At 41.4% G+C, this 16,898-nt stretch carries 17 protein-coding genes and 1 riboswitch; of the genes, 3 read left to right on the top strand and 14 right to left on the bottom strand.

What is annotated here, in order from left to right; all coding sequences use genetic code 11:
* Positions 1-21 precede the first annotated feature (21 nt).
* Both JWQ34_RS16255 and JWQ34_RS16250 read left to right on the top strand, forming a co-directional pair.
* Positions 22-1,575 carry a class I SAM-dependent methyltransferase gene (locus JWQ34_RS16255; protein ID WP_299358976.1) on the top strand — a complete coding sequence of 518 codons (1,554 nt, stop codon included), beginning with the start codon at positions 22-24 and terminating at the stop codon, positions 1,573-1,575.
* 120 nt (positions 1,576-1,695) lie between these two features.
* Entirely contained in the window at positions 1,696-2,643 is a 948-nt protein-coding gene (locus JWQ34_RS16250; RefSeq protein WP_299358973.1) for a TIM barrel protein, read from the top strand.
* Here the strand turns inward: JWQ34_RS16250 and JWQ34_RS16245 are convergent, their stop codons facing one another.
* From JWQ34_RS16245 to JWQ34_RS16235, 3 genes are all read right to left on the bottom strand, one after another.
* On the bottom strand, positions 2,644-3,588 hold the full coding sequence (locus JWQ34_RS16245; RefSeq protein WP_299358971.1) for a glycoside hydrolase family 43 protein: 945 nt from the start codon (positions 3,586-3,588) through the stop codon (positions 2,644-2,646). It lies immediately after the preceding gene.
* Positions 3,589-3,631: 43 nt separating this feature from the next.
* Entirely contained in the window at positions 3,632-4,243 is a 612-nt protein-coding gene (locus tag JWQ34_RS16240; RefSeq protein WP_299358970.1) for an RDD family protein, read from the bottom strand.
* 98 nt (positions 4,244-4,341) lie between these two features.
* Positions 4,342-4,521, bottom strand: a complete 180-nt coding sequence (locus JWQ34_RS16235; protein ID WP_299358968.1) for a hypothetical protein — start codon at positions 4,519-4,521, stop codon at positions 4,342-4,344.
* 171 nt (positions 4,522-4,692) lie between these two features.
* Positions 4,693-4,897, top strand: a riboswitch (cobalamin riboswitch).
* Between the two features lie 168 nt (positions 4,898-5,065).
* Between JWQ34_RS16235 and metE the strand changes: the two genes are divergently transcribed.
* Entirely contained in the window at positions 5,066-7,372 is a 2,307-nt protein-coding gene (metE, locus tag JWQ34_RS16230; RefSeq protein ID WP_367278641.1) for a 5-methyltetrahydropteroyltriglutamate--homocysteine S-methyltransferase, read from the top strand.
* 155 nt (positions 7,373-7,527) lie between these two features.
* Here the strand turns inward: metE and JWQ34_RS16225 are convergent, their stop codons facing one another.
* The 11 genes from JWQ34_RS16225 to JWQ34_RS16175 all read right to left on the bottom strand — a co-directional run bounded on the left by JWQ34_RS16225 (position 7,528) and on the right by JWQ34_RS16175 (position 16,690).
* Positions 7,528-7,929, bottom strand: a complete 402-nt coding sequence (locus tag JWQ34_RS16225) for a hypothetical protein (RefSeq protein WP_299358964.1) — start codon at positions 7,927-7,929, stop codon at positions 7,528-7,530.
* A gap of 7 nt (positions 7,930-7,936) precedes the next feature.
* Positions 7,937-8,278, bottom strand: a complete 342-nt coding sequence (locus JWQ34_RS16220) for a type II toxin-antitoxin system RelE/ParE family toxin (protein WP_299358962.1) — start codon at positions 8,276-8,278, stop codon at positions 7,937-7,939.
* On the bottom strand, positions 8,268-8,486 hold the full coding sequence (locus tag JWQ34_RS16215; RefSeq protein ID WP_299358960.1) for a hypothetical protein: 219 nt from the start codon (positions 8,484-8,486) through the stop codon (positions 8,268-8,270). Before JWQ34_RS16215 ends, JWQ34_RS16220 begins: the two co-directional genes overlap by 11 nt.
* A 44-nt stretch (positions 8,487-8,530) precedes the next feature.
* Entirely contained in the window at positions 8,531-8,740 is a 210-nt protein-coding gene (locus JWQ34_RS16210) for a cysteine-rich CWC family protein (RefSeq protein WP_299358958.1), read from the bottom strand.
* 134 nt (positions 8,741-8,874) lie between these two features.
* A complete protein-coding gene (locus tag JWQ34_RS16205) occupies positions 8,875-11,253 on the bottom strand; it encodes a ribonucleoside-diphosphate reductase subunit alpha (RefSeq protein WP_299358956.1) in 2,379 nt (792 codons plus the stop codon).
* A gap of 133 nt (positions 11,254-11,386) precedes the next feature.
* The gene (locus JWQ34_RS16200; protein ID WP_299358954.1) at positions 11,387-12,364 is read right to left on the bottom strand and encodes a ribonucleoside-diphosphate reductase small subunit; all 978 of its coding nucleotides are present in this window, start codon (positions 12,362-12,364) and stop codon (positions 11,387-11,389) included.
* A 428-nt stretch (positions 12,365-12,792) separates the two neighbouring features.
* Positions 12,793-13,155, bottom strand: coding sequence for a methionine-R-sulfoxide reductase (locus JWQ34_RS16195; RefSeq protein WP_299358952.1), 363 nt, complete (start codon positions 13,153-13,155; stop codon positions 12,793-12,795).
* 298 nt (positions 13,156-13,453) lie between these two features.
* Positions 13,454-14,332 carry a succinate--CoA ligase subunit alpha gene (gene sucD, locus JWQ34_RS16190; RefSeq protein WP_299358950.1) on the bottom strand — a complete coding sequence of 293 codons (879 nt, stop codon included), beginning with the start codon at positions 14,330-14,332 and terminating at the stop codon, positions 13,454-13,456.
* A 198-nt stretch (positions 14,333-14,530) separates the two neighbouring features.
* Positions 14,531-14,833: a hypothetical protein gene (locus JWQ34_RS16185; RefSeq protein WP_299358948.1), complete on the bottom strand. Its 303-nt coding sequence runs from the start codon at positions 14,831-14,833 to the stop codon at positions 14,531-14,533.
* A 201-nt stretch (positions 14,834-15,034) separates the two neighbouring features.
* Positions 15,035-16,279: a C4-dicarboxylate transporter DctA gene (dctA, locus tag JWQ34_RS16180; protein WP_299358946.1), complete on the bottom strand. Its 1,245-nt coding sequence runs from the start codon at positions 16,277-16,279 to the stop codon at positions 15,035-15,037.
* Between the two features lie 111 nt (positions 16,280-16,390).
* Positions 16,391-16,690: a hypothetical protein gene (locus JWQ34_RS16175; RefSeq protein WP_299358944.1), complete on the bottom strand. Its 300-nt coding sequence runs from the start codon at positions 16,688-16,690 to the stop codon at positions 16,391-16,393.
* Between the last annotated feature and the right edge of the window lie 208 nt (positions 16,691-16,898).

Here is a 16,898-nt window from a genome sequence, read left to right as displayed (position 1 = left end):
AGATAATGCGTAAATTACAAAATGATTAATGAGCCATCATCAGATGAGTTGGAGTTAATGTTTCATGACGTTATAAATGATTCGTTGCCTAATGGTAGCGAAATATTTAAGCAATTGATAACATATTTACCCGATAATTTCACACCAAATAGAATTTTGCTTGTGGTTAGCAATGATGAAAATATAGTAAACGATGTTTTAAATAACTTTCCAAAATCACAAATTCACATTGTGGACTTTGATCAAAATATATTAAATATTCTTCAGCAGATATTTAAAGCCAAGACCAATATTTATTACCATTTGAAAGAAATTGACAATCTCGATTTTGACGAAAATAGTTTCGAAATGGTGATCGCTTTTGATCTACTTAGGTATGTGCATGAAAAATTAAGTTTATATAGACAAGTGTATGATTTATTAAAATCAAACGGCGTATTCCTTTTCTCAGATATCACGATTGATATTTTTAGAATATATGATAAAGAAATTCAAAATCTGATTCAAAAATCACCTAATATTATTCCTTTTGAAATAGAACTAAAGTCGTGGGCTTTTAACAATTATATTGATTGTCATAAACCTTTAGATTGGCATTTTAAACATTTGCGATTAGCTAGATTTAAAATGATTGACGTAGTACATAAAAATCTATTATGGTCTGTTTTAATTAGTACAAAACCAGAAGTTTTATTTAATTATAATTCTGATGCACTACTAGGTAAAAAAATGATAAGTCATAATAATATTTTTCGCCTATATGATTTTCAGGCTAAAACCTTAAACATCTTAAAAGATTTTCTCCCTAAAATTCATCATCGCGATCAAGGAAATAATTATTGGGTTTTTGCTCAGTTATTGATCAAAATACGATTAAACCTAGAATCACTTAACGACTTAATATTAAAATTAATTGAGGATGTTAGATATAAAGTTACCATAAATGTAATTTACAGATCTATAATTGATGATATTATTAACATTCTTTACTTACATAGTTTCATAGACATAAATGACATAGAACAAAAAACATTAAAAAACGAAATAGATATACTTGAAAGAGACTTTATTGATGCTATAATAACAATTGTAAAATCTGAATGCGCTGAAAATGAAGAACACAATCTTGATAATTCTTTCAATTTAGAGGAACAATTAGAGCAAATACAAAAAGATTATTCTTCATTATTCGACATACCCAGTGGAAAGATAAAAAACAACCGATTATTAAGGTCAACCAGTAATCCTATCTTAATCTCTAATTTAAAACAAACCAATAAACTTATTGGAGAATCCGCAAAGATCGAAAGAATCAAAATGGCAGGATTTGCAACCCATGAAATGCTATTACAAATATTTAAGTATTTTTCACAATTCCAGCATTTTAGTGGTCAAACACACCGAATAACATTGAGCGAGCTGTCTATTGATTTTCCCTATTATGAAAAAACATTTATATTAATTGTTAATACAGCCCATCTAATTGTACAATTATTAGACATTGAATACAAAGAAAGTTATTTAAATGAGTTGGACAATGAACTAAGAGCTTTCCTGGAAACAGAACCAAACTAACCATGTCAGCCTGTGGTCATTGTCACCCAACATGACTATACAAGTAACAATATCACTACAGCAAATAGCATATCTTATTAAATTTTATTAATTTGGCCTAACCATTTATAACAAAGCATCATGAACACAAATCACCTATCGCGCCGCCGGTTTATTGGCAGCAGCGCAGTTGCAGCCGCCGGGACATTGATCCTGCCTAAAACATCTTTCGCAAAATCTTTTTTTAGCGGGGCCGATAAACCAAATTCGCTGGTTGGTGGTGTGCTGATAGGTGTAACCACCTACTCTTACGGCCACATGAAAAATGTTACTGCCGAAGATATGCTGCAATATTGTATACAAGACAACATCAGCGGTGTTGAGCTAAGAGGTGATGCGACAGAGTTAAGTGCAGGTGCGCCAAAACGTGTGGCGGGACAGTCGGGTGCTGACTTTGGCAAAGCAATGGCCCAATGGCGCGCTACGGTATCAATGGATATTTTTAAAGAGATTGGCAAAAAATATAAAGACGCGGGCGTTCCCATTTATGCTTACAAACCCGTAGTTTTCGGCGTTAACAATACTGACGAAGAGATAGAATATGCTTTTAACGCCGCCAAAGCATTGGGTGCAAGCCACTGCAATTGCGAAATGCCCGAAAGCGATGCCCAAACCAAACGCATTGGCGATATAGCTACCAAACATAAAATGCGTGTAGGTTACCATGCGCATACCCAGGCCACGCCTACTTTGTGGGATACCGCCATGAGCCAATCTGATTACAACTGTATTAACCTGGACATTGGCCATTATATAGCCGGCAACAACACCAATACTGTTGAGTTTATTGAAAAGAACCATGCCCGCATAACCAGCATGCACATCAAAGACCGTAAAGTTAACAACGGCCCCAATACAGAGTGGGGACAAGGCGATACCCCAATAAAAGATGTACTGTTGCTGATGAAAAAGAACCACTACAAGTTCCCTGCGACCATAGAGCTGGAGTATAAGATCCCAGCCGGATCAGACGATGTTAAGGAAGTTTTAAAATGCCGTGACTATGCCGCGGCAATTTTAAGCGCCTAATTATTTAACCAGGAACCGGAAACTGTCTTTATCAGCTACTAAAGCCGCAGGTTTATCTTTGGTAAAGGATAGTTTGATAATGGCCGTTTTACGCCGCTGCACCTTGGTGTTGCTGTAGTGAGTATGCATAACGTAATACAATTGCCCACCCTTGCCGGTAAATACATCGCCATGGCCGGTGCCGTTAAATCCTACCAAATGGCGGTCGATGATTGGGTTGGTTGGATTCTTTGTCCACGGCCCCATTGGTGAGGTTGCAGTTGCATAGCCTATAGCGTAATCTATATTCTGATAATCATTGCTTGAATAAAGCAGGTAGTACAAGCCCTTATGTTTAATAACTGTCGGGCCTTCGCAAACAGGCCATTTGGTATGTGCCGTAGTTTCCCAGGGCAGGCTTGAGTTAACGCACTCTTTAGCGCTGGCCGTATCAATGTCAGACAGGTCGTCTTTTAGCGGCGCGACAAATACCCGGTTACCTTTTTGCAACCGTACAAAATACAAGTACAATTTACCGTCAGTATCTTTAAAAATATAAGGATCTATCTGGTGCACGGGCCCTGATACAGCTTTAATAGTTTTTTGCTTGAAAGGGCCTAGCGGACTGTCGCTTTCGGCTATCGCTACATCTTCATTTGCGGCGTATGCCATGTAATATTTGCCTTTATTTTTAAATATCTGCGGCGCCCAAAACTTTGACGTTCCGTAGCTATCGCCCATTAATAATGCATGGCCGTCTTCTCCTTTTCCTGTCGGGCCGTGCCAATTCACCAGGTCAGACGATTGATAAACCGGGAAACCTTTGTTACTGCTTGTTCCGTACAGATAATATTGTCCGTCCTCATAAAATATGGTTGGGTCGGCAAGTAAAAGCGTGTCTTTGGCAGATTGGGCTTTTGTGGTAGTAGCGACAAACAGCGCGCAGATCAGGTACAGGTATTTCATTGGTTTATAATTTAAGTCTAAGTTATAAACTTAGTTGGATGTTTTACAACCTATCCTTTATCACCAACGTCCCCGCTATTTTATCGTGTAAACATTGCTGCTGTTTATTGAAAAAAGCGTACAAGTAGCCGATAAATAAGGTCAGTATAGAAAATACTTTGGCGAAGTTCCTACCGACAGCATGGCTGCGGCTTATGGGTTTGCCCTGCATATCGCAAACCTTTATTTTTAATATCTGCTTGCCGAAAGTAGCCTGTTTTGCTGATCCTTCCATAATAATGTGGTAGATCAAATTCATTACGGGTATAATTATCAGCAGGCTAGCGGCAAGGCCAAGCCCGATCGTCCTGTCGGTAATAAATATCGATACCAGGAACGCTGGAATAACACACACTGCCGAAACAAAAAACCAATCCAACACAGCGGCTGTCGCGCGCTGATCAAAAGCGGCAAAGTATTGCAGAAACACCTGTTCCTTAAAACCAAACAATTGGCGCAGCTCTGCAACTTCATGAGCCTCTTTGTAATCGTTCATGGCATCGGTTCGCACAAAATCACCGGGTTTTATCCGGCGCTGTTTGAGTCCATCAATGGTAAACGGCCCCTCAGGTTTACCATTTATTACCAGGATATAATTATTTTCTGCGGACGCCATTATTCCTCAAAATTAAGATTAAATCTTGCAATGCAGGCGAGGTATATTTAGGGAAACTATCTGCGTCTCCGATAGCCCCATTTGTTACCAAATATTTGCTACCCTTTCACCCTGTCAAACAATTTCACCACAGCATAAGCCAACGGAATGATCAGCGTAAACACTATTTCTCTTGGCCCAAAATTAAGGTTTAAAATAATGATTGCCAATGCACTGAAAAACCAGATAACGCCGGTTGCCAGGAACAGATTTTTAAAAAAAGTAAGTGGAGTATTCATATCAATTGCAAGGTTTGTCGGTTTTACTTGATGCCGTTAATAGGTATTGAGCAATCAAATATAAAATTTATCTGTCATTTTATGCAAGATCTATCTTCCTTATTTTAAAGGCATAGCATATTATATATGTTGTTTTGATATTAACTTCTCTATATTTGCCCCAAGTTCTTTACTTTATTTCAACAGATAGGTTCCCGGTTATGATGACCGGGATTAAAAAGGAACCGTGTGTAAATCACGGGCTGTCGCGCAACTGTAAGTAACATATATAGGTTGATGCCTTAACTCCAAAATGTCCATTATCCGCCAAACGCGGATGAGAAGGACGGCACCAACGTTACAAGCCAGGATACTTGCCATTTGTTTAAGACAATGCTTTCGCGTTTTGAAGCAGTAGTCAGAGCACAAAAAGGAATTTTTATGGGTGTTGTATGTCCGTATATTTTTCTGCGCGTGTCTTTTATTACCATTTCCACGAAAGCATACCGAAAACCGTAAGGAGCATTAAGTCAAATTAATGTTTAACCAAAAAAGTTTTATGCGTATGCTCAAAAACAATCTCGGCTACCCACGTGTGGGCGCCAATCGTGAACTCAAAAAAGCCAGTGAACAATACTGGTCCGGAAAAACCGGTAAACAAGAATTATTTGCAGCCGCCCGCGCCATCCGCGAGCAAAACTGGCGACTGCAGCAAGAGGCCGGCATCGACCTTATCCCCTGCAATGATTTTAGCTATTATGACCAGGTGCTGGATACCTCACTGATGTTAGGTGTTATCCCGCAGCGGTACACGCAGGTACTAAGTAAAAATCCGGATAATAGCGAGATCGACCTGTATTTTGCCATGGCCCGCGGTTACCAAAAAGACGGCCTGGACATTACCGCTATGGAAATGACCAAATGGTTTGATACCAATTACCATTACATTGTGCCGGAGTTTACCGCAAATCAGCAGTTCAGGGTATTCTCTGACAAAGTGTTTGAGGAATTTAACCTGGCTAAAAAGGCTATCGGCAGCAATCCAAAAACGGTTCTAATCGGTCCCGTATCGTACTTATTATTGGGAAAGGAAAAAGAGCAAGGATTTGAAAAGATCGATCTCATTAAAAACCTGGTACCGGTTTACATCGAGATCCTAAAGAAACTAAAAAGTTACGGTGCCGAATGGGTGCAATTAGATGAGCCTTTCCTGGCGCTTGATCTTACACAAAAAGAAAAGGATGCCTACACTTATGCTTATAAAGAAATAAGAAAAGCTACTGGCGGGTTAAACCTGATGGTGGCAACTTACTTCGAGAGTTTGCATGAAAATACGCCGCTGGCACTTAGTCTACCTATAAACGCCTTGCATATTGACTTGGTGCGAGCGCCGCAGCAATTGGATAAAGTATTGAGTTTGGTGCCTGATAATTTGATCCTGTCATTAGGGGTGGTTGATGGCCGCAATATTTGGAAGAATGATTATGTACGTTCCATCGGCTATATCAAAAACGTCATAGCCGCTATTGGCAGCGATAGGGTGATGATAGCGCCAAGCTGCTCCTTACTGCATACACCTTTTGATCTTGACCTGGAAACCGCCATAAACCCCGAAATTAAAAACTGGATGGCTTTTGCCAGACAGAAACTAAATGAGGTTAATGAGTTGGCCCTGATAATTGAGGGTAATAATGACTTGCTACTGGAAAATTTAAAAGCTATATCAAGTCGGAATGTATCCCAACTTATCCATAAGCAGGATGTTAAACAACGCACCGCCGCTATTACCGATGCGGATGCTGATCGCCTTAGCAAATTTGCCGAAAGACAGAAAATACAGCAGCAAACTTTTGGGCTGCCACTCTTCCCTACAACTACCATTGGGTCTTTCCCGCAAACGGATGATATCCGCCAGCTACGTGCCAAACTGAAAAAAGGTGAACTTGACCAGGATCAATATGATACCGAAATAGCCAAAGCCACCATCGATGCCATCCGCTGGCAGGAAGAAATTGGCCTGGATGTGTTGGTACACGGCGAGTTTGAGCGTAATGATATGGTGGAATATTTTGGCGAATTACTGGACGGGTTTCTGTTTACCAAAAATGGTTGGGTACAAAGCTATGGCAGCCGTTGCGTTAAGCCGCCGGTTATTTATGGTGATGTAAGCCGCCCGACAGATATGACCGTTAAGTGGACCAGTTTTGCACAAGCCAATACTAATAAGTTAATGAAAGGTATGTTAACCGGACCGGTTACTATATTGCAGTGGAGTTTTGTGCGCGATGATCAGCCGCGCTCTGTTACTACCAACCAGATAGCTTTGGCTATACGCGATGAGGTGGTTGCATTGGAGCAGGCAGGCATTAAAGTGATACAAATTGATGAACCCGCTATACGCGAGGGTTTACCTTTACGCAAAGCGGATTGGGCGACTTACCTTGATTGGGCTGTTAAAGCGTTCCGGATCTCGGCCGCAGGCGTTAAAGACGAAACGCAGATCCATACCCACATGTGCTACAGCGAGTTTAACGACATAATCAAGCACATTGCCGATATGGATGCCGATGTGATCACCATTGAAACATCTCGTTCACAAATGGAATTGTTAGAAGCCTTTGCTGATTTTAAATATCCTGCCGAAATAGGCCCGGGTGTTTATGATATCCACTCGCCACGTGTGCCTACTGTTGAGGAGATGGTGAGCTTGCTTGAAAAAGCTGCCGACCTGTTACCTGTAGGCAACATCTGGGTTAACCCGGATTGCGGCCTAAAAACCCGTAAATGGCCAGAAACTAAAGTCGCCCTGCAAAACATGGTTGACGCCGCCAAAGCTGCCCGCGAAATTTTTAGCAGGCAGCCTGTTAGTTAATAATTTCAGTTTAATAGAAAGCCGTACGGAGAAATTCGTGCGGCTTTTTTTACCCAAACAAAGGGGTGTCATGCTGAGGCACTCGAAGCATGAGGGCAAAGGCCTTTACGCTCACCCTTCGAGTGCCTCAGGGTGACAGCCTTGCTTTTATAGGGTTAATATACATACGCCAACGGTCCATCTTTAGCCACCAATACCGACCACCCCGGTTTGGAACCGGAAGCAATCGACGCGATGAATTTATCCCTTATATAAATACCAACCTCTATCAACCCATCATTTAACGATTCTGTCCATTCGCACCTAACTTCACTCTCGTCTTGTATTGGTTTTATTGAGGCATCTTTTGACAGGTATTCGGTTGGATTTAAAAACGGCATATCTTCTATTCTCCAAAAAGAGATAGCCGGGGCTTGTTGTTGGTTATATAGCCAAACATCACCGATGATATCTTCTCCTTCATACAAATAAGCATAAGCAACGCGGCCATCATCCTGTATTATTACAGAATAGTGGTGATCAAAATCGCAATGTAGTTTTAAAGAAAAGGTTGACATAATATATTTACAACAATCCTTCAGATACTAATATTTGTTTGATGTCCGCCTTATCAATCGATGATTCTTCTGACTTATCGAATATAGTTATCAGATAAATATTTGTTGATTTGGTAGTTTCTTCAATTACATAGGTAATAACCCTGAAACCTCCACTTTTGCCTTTTCCTTTGGATTGGTCGGCAAGTCTTACTTTGTAGATATTTGAACCATAACTATCCCCTATTTTAGGATTTAGGATAAGTGTTTGCTCCAGTTGCTTTAAGCTATTTTGCAGCGTGTGGTATTTTTTCACAAGGCGCTTGGCTTTTTTCAAGAAGAAAGCCGTTAACCGAACTTTATTCTCCATTCAAAAGATCAGACATGGTGTACGACTTTGCTTTCCCGTCCCTTATATCTTTTACTTCTTTTAACCCGGCTTTTATTTCATCTAAAAGTTTGGCTTTTTTTGATGATTTATTTGAAGTTACAGAAATGATCTCTCCACCCAACTCCTTAACGAAAGCGGATAATTTCGCCTTAGTATTACCGGGAACTTTTATGGTTATTGTTGTCATAAATCAAAGATAATTAATATTCAATCTTTTAACAAAACAATTGCCTATCCGTTTATCCCCATCACTTCCCTATACTCCTCCTGCAATTCCAGCAAACACGCCGCGCACATACACCCCTCATAATTCTCACTGATGTATTGCACCTCGTTTAAACTCAACTGCACCACGCTGCATTGGCATTTGGTGTAAGCGTTTGCTTTACATTCAATGTCGGTTCCGCAACGGTCGCATGATATTATTTCGTGTTTGGTCATTTATAGTCCATGGACCATAGTCGATAGTCCATGGTGACATTATAACAAATATAACGCAAAAAGACCATAGCCATTGTCAGTTGAATTTCTTCTTTTGACAAGAACTATGGTCTTACTATGGTCTATCGATTAAATTACGCCGAGCAAGTCACGCAGCCTTCTTCCATTGAGCAAGATGGGCCGGCAGGTATTTCGTCTGCTACCTGGTTAACTATTTCTGGTATTACTGCTTCCATATTTTTACCGCCTTGATTTTCGACTGTAAATTTAACCGCTTGCGATGCTGCTTGTGTACGCAGGTAGTACATACCTGTTTTTAAACCTTTCTTCCATGCGTAGAAGTGCATTGAAGTCAGTTTAGAAGCATTTGGCGAATTAATGAACAAGTTAAGCGATTGCGATTGGCAAATGTAAGCACCACGATCAGCAGCCATATCAATGATATCGCGCATCTTGATCTCCCAAACAGTTTTATACAGGTCCTTCAGTTCTTGTGGGATTTCGGCGATATCCTGAACAGAACCATTTGCAGTGATGATCTTATCTTTCATGCTACCATCCCATAAACCAAGGTTTACTAAATCGCGCAGCAAGTGTTTGTTTACAATCACAAACTCGCCACTTAATACACGGCGGGTGTAGATGTTTGAGGTATATGGTTCAAAGCACTCGTTGTTACCCAGGATCTGTGAAGTTGACGCAGTTGGCATTGGCGCTACTAATAACGAGTTACGCACACCATGGTTCATTACATCTAAGCGCAGGTTTTCCCAATCCCAACGGCCGCTTGTAGGTTTTACTTTCCACAAATCAAACTGGAATTGTCCTTTTGATAATGGAGAACCTTTAAAGGTTTCGTAAGCTCCTTCAGCAATAGCCAAGTCTTTAGACGCGGTCATGGCAGCGAAGTAGATGGTTTCGAAGATCTCTATGTTTAGTTGTTTAGCTTCAGGGCTTTCAAACGGCATACGCAATAATATGAAAGCATCAGCCAAACCTTGTACACCTAAACCAATAGGGCGGTGGCGCAAGTTTGAATACTCGGCCTCTTTAACCGGGTAGTAGTTATTATCGATGATCTTGTTCAGGTTTAAGGTAGCCTGATAAGTCACTTCGTATAATTTCTCGTGATCAAAAGCACCTTCACGTACATAACGTGGCAAGGCTAATGACGCCAGGTTACAAACAGCTATTTCATCAGCAGAGGTATACTCTAAAATCTCGGTACATAAGTTTGAACTCTTGATAGTACCTAAGTTTTGCTGGTTTGATTTAGCGTTGGCCGCATCTTTATATAACAAGTAAGGGGTACCGGTTTCTACCTGGGCATCCAATACAGCAAACCAAAGTTCTTGTGCTTTTATCACCTTACGGGCGCGGCCTTCTTTCTCGTAACGTTTGTATAGTTTTTCAAATTCTTTACCATGGCAATCTGCTAAACCTGGTGCTTCATGCGGGCAAAATAAGCTCCAGTCCTCGTTAGCCTCAACGCGTTGCATAAACAAATCGCTTACCCAAAGGGCATAGAACAAATCGCGTGCGCGCATTTCTTCTTTACCATGGTTTTTACGCAGGTCCAAAAATTCAAAGATATCTGCATGCCAAGGCTCCAGGTAGATAGCGAAGGCACCCTTACGTTTGCCACCACCCTGATCTACATAACGGGCAGTATCATTAAACACACGCAGCATTGGGATAATACCGTTGCTGGTACCGTTAGTACCGCTGATGTATGAACCTGTTGCACGCACATTGTGGATGCTTAAGCCAATACCGCCTGCGCTTTGCGAAATTTTAGCAGTTTGTTTTAAAGTATCATAGATCCCGTCTATACTATCATCTTTCATGGTTAACAAAAAGCATGACGACATTTGTGGTTTTGGCGTACCCGCGTTAAATAACGTTGGTGTAGCATGGGTAAACCAACGCTCGCTCATTAAGTTATAAGTTTTTATAGCGCTTGCAATATCTTCTTTATGGATACCAATTGATACACGCATAAATAAATGCTGCGGGCGCTCGGCTATTTTACCATCCAGTTTTAAAAGGTATGATTTTTCCAGGGTTTTAAAGCCGAAGTAATCAAAACCAAAGTCGCGGTCATAAATAATGCTGCTATCCAGTTCTTCAGCGTTTTTCTCAATTATTTGCCAAACATCATCAGCTAATAACGATGCGTTTTTACCATTCTTATTGTCAACATAGTAGTATAACAACTTCATTGTTTCCGAGAATGATTTGATGGTATTTTTATGCAAGTTTGATACTGCAATACGCGATGCCAGTAACGCGTAATCAGGGTGTTTGGTAGTTAAGGATGCCGCCGTTTCTGCAGCAAGGTTATCCAGCTCTGATGTGGTTACGCCATCAAATAAGCCTTCAATTACTTTTTTGGCTACATCAACCGGGTCAACCAACGCGGGATTTAAACCATAGCACAGTTTCTCAATCCGTGCGGTTATTTTGTCAAACTTAACTGACTCTTGCTTACCATCTCTTTTAATTACAAACATAATCTTGGCATTTAATGATTAGTAGTTAGTATCAAGTATCTAGTAGCAAGACACTAACCATTATTAATTATTACTCTCTATTTTTTAATATCTAAGTAATCTCACTACTTGATACTAATTACTTGATACTATTTTAAAAATCTTCGTCTAACGAGAACGATTTGTTGTCGCCGCCGTTATTATTTAACACACCGCTTTTTTGATAATCGCCTACCCTTTTCTCGAAGAAGTTGGTTTTGCCTTGCAGCGATATCATCTCCATAAAGTCAAACGGATTGCTTGCACCGTATACTTTATCATAACCTAATTCGCCCAACCACCGATCAGCTACAAACTCAATATACTGGCTCATTAGCTTAGCGTTCATACCTATCAAACTAACCGGTAACGCATCGCTGATAAATTCTTTTTCAATTTCAACCGCATCGGTAATGATTGCTGTAGCTGCTTCTTTTGATAGCTTGTTATCTAACATTCTATACAACAAACAAGCAAACTCGCAGTGCATACCTTCGTCACGAGATATTAATTCATTGCTAAAGGTTAAGCCCGGCATTAAGCCACGTTTCTTTAACCAGAAGATAGAGCAGAAACTACCTGAGAAGAAAATTCCCTCAACCGCCGCGAAAGCAATTAAACGCTCGGCGAACGATCCGTTGTTTATCCAGCGTAAGGCCCACTCTGCCTTTTTACCTACACATGGTACGGTATCAATAGCGTGAAACAAACGGTCTTTTTCGGTAGGGTCCTTAATATAAGTATCTATCAGTAAAGCATAAGTTTCAGAGTGGATATTCTCCATCATAATCTGGAAACCGTAAAAGCAACGTGCCTCAGGCAATTGTACCTCGCTCATAAAATTCACGGCCAGGTTTTCGTTCACAATACCATCGCTGGCGGCAAAAAATGCCAGGATGTGCGATACGAAATGTTTTTCGCCACTGTTCATTGCTTCCCAATGTTTTAAATCATCAGAAAGGTCAATTTCTTCAGCGGTCCAGAAACTTGCTTCGCATTTTTTATACATCTCCCAAATTTCGGGATACTTAATAGGTAGAATAACAAAACGATCCTTGTTTTCTCTTAATAATAATTCTGTTTCTTCTGCCATGCGCTTTGCTATATTTTAATGTTCAACCTCTTAATTTTTCTTTAACCTAACCCTGGTAATTTTAGCCGACAATGCCGCCGAGCAGTTGTTGTTAAAAAATGACAAACTAAATTTATCACCTTAAACTACTCTAAACATTCACCCCCACAAATCCCTCTTTTGACTCTTTAACAGTGTATATCAGCCCATCCGACAAGCTTAGTTGGCAGATGGTTTCTCTTTCTTTATCGGCAAGGATCACCGATAATTTAGATAGCTTTAAAGAACTTATAATCCAAAGATATGCGTTGCGTATTTTAGATGTTAGTGATAGTTTTACACATCATGCATAAGTTATAAACAAATTATTTGTGGAGATTAGAAATCGGTGATTAATAGCATGTTAAATCTCTATTAATGAATAATTAAATTTATCGGCAAAAAATTTGTTATGCTTTTGGAACAAATTTCATCGACAAAGAATTAACGCAGTGGCGGGTGTTTTTGGGGGTTAAATATTCGCCCTCGAAAACGTGCCCAAGGTGGGCGCCGCAATTGGCGCAAACAATTTCTACACGGCGGCCATCCGCGTCAGGTACGCGCTTTACTGCTCCCGGTATTTCATCATCAAAACTTGGCCAACCGCAATGCGACTCGAATTTAGTTTCTGACGTATACAACGGCGTATCGCAGCGTTTGCAAACGTATAAACCTTCGGCCTTGTTATTTAATAATTCGCCGGTAAATGGGCGCTCGGTGCCTTTATGTAATATTACCCATTCTTCATCGGGCGTTAATTGATTGTATTCCATCTTTTTAATGAGTGAATGTGTGATTGAGCGAATGAGTGATTGATAAATGTCCGTCCGCTACCTATACAATATACGACAAAACAGTCGGACGATTTGTTTTTAAAATGGATGTTTACATAGGTTTGACTAAAGCAAAAGGCTGTCACACTGAGGCACTCGAAGTGTGAGCGAGGGCCTTTACGCTCATGCTTCGAGTGCCTCAGCATGACAGCCTATGCGCTTATCTTACAACAAAAAATCCCGGCCAAGCTGACCAGGATTTTAATACATACAAGCTTTCCGCTTTAGTCTTTCAGCTTTACGCTAATTTGGCCAATTCCTCTGCCATAGCAGCACCAATTTCGGCAGGCGACTCTACAACACGAATACCACACTCACGCATTATCTTCATTTTCGCGGCAGCAGTATCATCGGCACCGCCAACAATTGCACCCGCGTGGCCCATACGGCGACCCGGAGGCGCTGTCTGACCTGCTATAAAGCCAACAACCGGTTTAGTACCGTTTGCTTTTATCCAAAGCGCAGCTTCGGCTTCCATGCCGCCGCCTATCTCGCCTATCATGATGATACCGTGTGTATCCGGATCATTCATTAACAGCTCAACCGCTTCTTTGGTTGGAGTACCAATGATGGGGTCGCCACCAATACCTATGGCGGTGGTGATGCCTAAACCGGCTTTAACAACCTGGTCAACCGCTTCATAAGTTAACGTGCCCGATTTTGAAACCACACCTACATTACCTTTTTTAAAGATAAAGCCCGGCATAATGCCATTCTTGCTTTCGTCGGCAGTAATAATGCCGGGGCAGTTAGGGCCTATCAAGCGGCTATCTTTATCTGTCAAATATTCTTTAACCGCTATCATATCCTTTGTTGGGATACCTTCGGTGATACATACAATAACTTTAATACCGGCTTCGGCAGCTTCCATTATCGCATCGGCAGCAAAGGCTGGCGGAACGAAGATGATAGATACATTGGCACCGGTTTTTGCAACAGCATCGGCAACGGTATTAAATACCGGGCGATCTAAATGCGTTTGGCCACCTTTACCCGGTGTAACACCGCCAACAAGCTGGGTACCATACTCTATCATCTGCGATGCGTGGTAGCTACCTTCATTACCTGTAAAACCCTGAACTATAACTTTAGAATCTTTATTTACGAGAACACTCATTAGTTTGATTTTCTTTTATATCGCAAAGCTAAAATTATTTTCCACCCGCTAACGTCTTGATGGATGAATTTTTTGTGTTATGATGAAAAATTTACAAAGTGGTGCATTGTTGGTGGTGTGATATAGCTGTTCGTGCATTTTTACAAACAGCATGCACAATGTGTAAATCCACCCGCTCAATCGCCGCGGGAAGGGCTGTTACTTTTGGCTTTGATCCAAAAGTAACCAAAAGATCAAGTCAGCCCAATCGCTGCCACCGCGCAGGCCATACTCCCGGCCGCGTGGGCTGACAGGCCACTGCTCTTTTTTATTGACCACTAATACCGAGATCTCGGTTTTGTCCCCAATCGTCAGACGAAAAGCTTCGGGTGAAAGCAGGCAGAATATGTTGGCCTTGCGCGAGGGAAGGGCATAGCAACTTTTTGCTGAAGCGTTGCCTTTGTGCGAGCGAAGCAGGGCAAAAATATTGCAGCCCGTGATTCTGCGTGCTTTGCCTGGCAAAGGCCTCGAGCGCAAAGAAGCCTATCGTCTGACTTGATTTTCGGTTCTTTTCATCAAGGAAAAGAACAAGGCCTTCCCGCGGCGATTGAGCGGGTGGATGATGGCCGCTAGGAATACAGCTCTATTAAAACGAGGAATGACGCGATAAATACTGCGGTATTCGTCCGCCAAAGAACCGACACATCTTGAAACAATCGGACGCTACCTTGCAATAGCCGTTTGATACTTCACCTCATCAAATTCTTTTTCACTTTTGGCGATGACGATGGTGGCCGCGCCGTTACCAATTACATTGGTGATGGCCCGCGCTTCCGACATAAACCTATCTACCCCTAACAATATCGCCACACCCTCTACCGGGATAACTTTTATGGCGGCAAGGGTCGATGTCAGCACAATAAAGCCGCTGCCGGTTACCCCTGCCGCGCCTTTGCTGGTTATCATTAATATGCCGATGATGCCTAACTGCTGCGCCAGCGTTAACGGGATATGAAACACCTGCGCCAAAAATATTACCGACATAGACAGATATATTGTCGTACCATCGAGGTTAAACGAATATCCCGCCGGAATAACCAACCCCACTACCGACTTGGAGCAGCCAAATTTCTCCAGCTTTTCCATCATCCCCGGCAGGGCCGACTCTGACGATGAAGTACCCAGCACGATCAGTATTTCTTCCTTAACGTGTTTTAAATACTGCCATAAACTGAATTTATAAATGCGGCAAATAATATTCAATATCACAAATATAAACAGGAACATGGTAATATAAACCGATGCCATCAGCAAAGCCAGCGGTTGCAGCGTTTTAATGCCGTAAGTACTTATGGTATAAGCCATCCCGCCGAAAGCGCCTATTGGGGCCACCTTCATCACGATGTGCATCATGTTAAAAAACACTTTAGATAGCTTTTCAAAAAGGTCTATCGCTACTTTGCCCGAGTCGCCCATTTTGCTTAACCCAAAACCAAATAATATTGCGAAGAATAGGATCTGCAAGATATCGCCTGCGGCAAAAGCAGCAAACGCGTTCGATGGTACAATGTGCGCCAAAAAATCGCCCCAATGCATCTCGGATGCAGCCTTTTGATACACCTCCAGTTTGCTGGTATCTGCCTTTACGGTGCTTACAAAGCCCTCGCCGGGTTTAACAATATTGGCAACGGTTACACCTATAATAAGGGCAAAGGTGGTAACAATCTCAAAGTAAAGCAGCGCCTTACCGCCTACCCGGCCCACCTTTTTCATATCACTCATACCGGCAATACCCAGTACAATGGTGAAGAAGATAATAGGCGCTATCAGCATCGTTATCAAACTGATAAACACTTTGCTAATCATCTGCGCTGTAGGTGCAAAAGGCTTAAAGTAAAGCCCCACAATAATACCCAGTATAATTGCCAGGATAACCTGGAAGGTAAGGTTGGTAAATAATCGTTTCATTATAGCAATAATACGATTATAAAACGATTTTATAATGCTAAAAACAGGGCGTCCGTCCGTTCAAAGCTATAAGCTTTGTACCAGACGGACACTTCCATAAATTAGGTTAAACTATCTCCACATACCAGGTAACCAAACATAGCCACCTTTATGGGGTCTCCATTCGCCTGGCACCCATAACGCGTGCGGATGCGGGGCGATGGCCCAATGTGCCGGCACTTCAACATAAGACTTTCCTTGCGGCACCCATTCACTCTCAACCCAAAAATACTTGTCCGATGGGCGGGGCGGGCGATAAGACAATGAATAGCGATCAACCAATCGTTTCTTTACTACTACCTGCGCATTGCTGTTAGTTGCAAATAACGTTAACGCGGTAGCTGCAATTAAAATTATTTTTAGCTTTTTCATAATTTAATAATAGGGCTGTATAAATGTAAATCAAAGATAGGCTCAAAGTAAAAAAGTTTAATCCTTCTCTCCAAAAAATTTAATACGTTTCTTTATTAAAATGAAAGTGTTGCACAATCGAGAACACGTCAGCAGCATGACCGCATATTTCAAGCCTATTGAAATCATTAAAAGTTGCTCCGCTAGGAGGGAATCACACAATCAGGCA

The sequence above is a fragment of the Mucilaginibacter sp. genome, assembly GCF_028288185.1.
Taxonomy (GTDB): domain Bacteria; phylum Bacteroidota; class Bacteroidia; order Sphingobacteriales; family Sphingobacteriaceae; genus Mucilaginibacter.
Note: the sequence above shows the minus strand (reverse complement) of the source record. Positions and strands in the feature narration are given on the sequence as shown.

Excerpts from the sequence above, each read along its gene's own strand:
- JWQ34_RS16235 (WP_299358968.1), bottom strand. The coding sequence starts at position 4,521 with ATGAATACTCCACTTACTTTTTTTAAAAATCTGTTCCTGGCAACCGGC.
- JWQ34_RS16250 (WP_299358973.1), top strand. The coding sequence starts at position 1,696 with ATGAACACAAATCACCTATCGCGCCGCCGGTTTATTGGCAGCAGCGCA.
- JWQ34_RS16240 (WP_299358970.1), bottom strand. The coding sequence starts at position 4,243 with ATGGCGTCCGCAGAAAATAATTATATCCTGGTAATAAATGGTAAACCT.
- JWQ34_RS16220 (WP_299358962.1), bottom strand. The coding sequence starts at position 8,278 with ATGGAGAATAAAGTTCGGTTAACGGCTTTCTTCTTGAAAAAAGCCAAG.
- JWQ34_RS16215 (WP_299358960.1), bottom strand. The coding sequence starts at position 8,486 with ATGACAACAATAACCATAAAAGTTCCCGGTAATACTAAGGCGAAATTA.
- JWQ34_RS16195 (WP_299358952.1), bottom strand. The coding sequence starts at position 13,155 with ATGGAATACAATCAATTAACGCCCGATGAAGAATGGGTAATATTACAT.
- JWQ34_RS16225 (WP_299358964.1), bottom strand. The coding sequence starts at position 7,929 with ATGTCAACCTTTTCTTTAAAACTACATTGCGATTTTGATCACCACTAT.
- JWQ34_RS16245 (WP_299358971.1), bottom strand. The coding sequence starts at position 3,588 with ATGAAATACCTGTACCTGATCTGCGCGCTGTTTGTCGCTACTACCACA.
- JWQ34_RS16255 (WP_299358976.1), top strand. The coding sequence starts at position 22 with ATGATTAATGAGCCATCATCAGATGAGTTGGAGTTAATGTTTCATGAC.
- dctA (WP_299358946.1), bottom strand. The coding sequence starts at position 16,279 with ATGAAACGATTATTTACCAACCTTACCTTCCAGGTTATCCTGGCAATT.
- JWQ34_RS16200 (WP_299358954.1), bottom strand. The coding sequence starts at position 12,364 with ATGGCAGAAGAAACAGAATTATTATTAAGAGAAAACAAGGATCGTTTT.
- JWQ34_RS16175 (WP_299358944.1), bottom strand. The coding sequence starts at position 16,690 with ATGAAAAAGCTAAAAATAATTTTAATTGCAGCTACCGCGTTAACGTTA.
- JWQ34_RS16210 (WP_299358958.1), bottom strand. The coding sequence starts at position 8,740 with ATGACCAAACACGAAATAATATCATGCGACCGTTGCGGAACCGACATT.
- metE (WP_367278641.1), top strand. The coding sequence starts at position 5,066 with ATGCTCAAAAACAATCTCGGCTACCCACGTGTGGGCGCCAATCGTGAA.
- JWQ34_RS16205 (WP_299358956.1), bottom strand. The coding sequence starts at position 11,253 with ATGTTTGTAATTAAAAGAGATGGTAAGCAAGAGTCAGTTAAGTTTGAC.
- sucD (WP_299358950.1), bottom strand. The coding sequence starts at position 14,332 with ATGAGTGTTCTCGTAAATAAAGATTCTAAAGTTATAGTTCAGGGTTTT.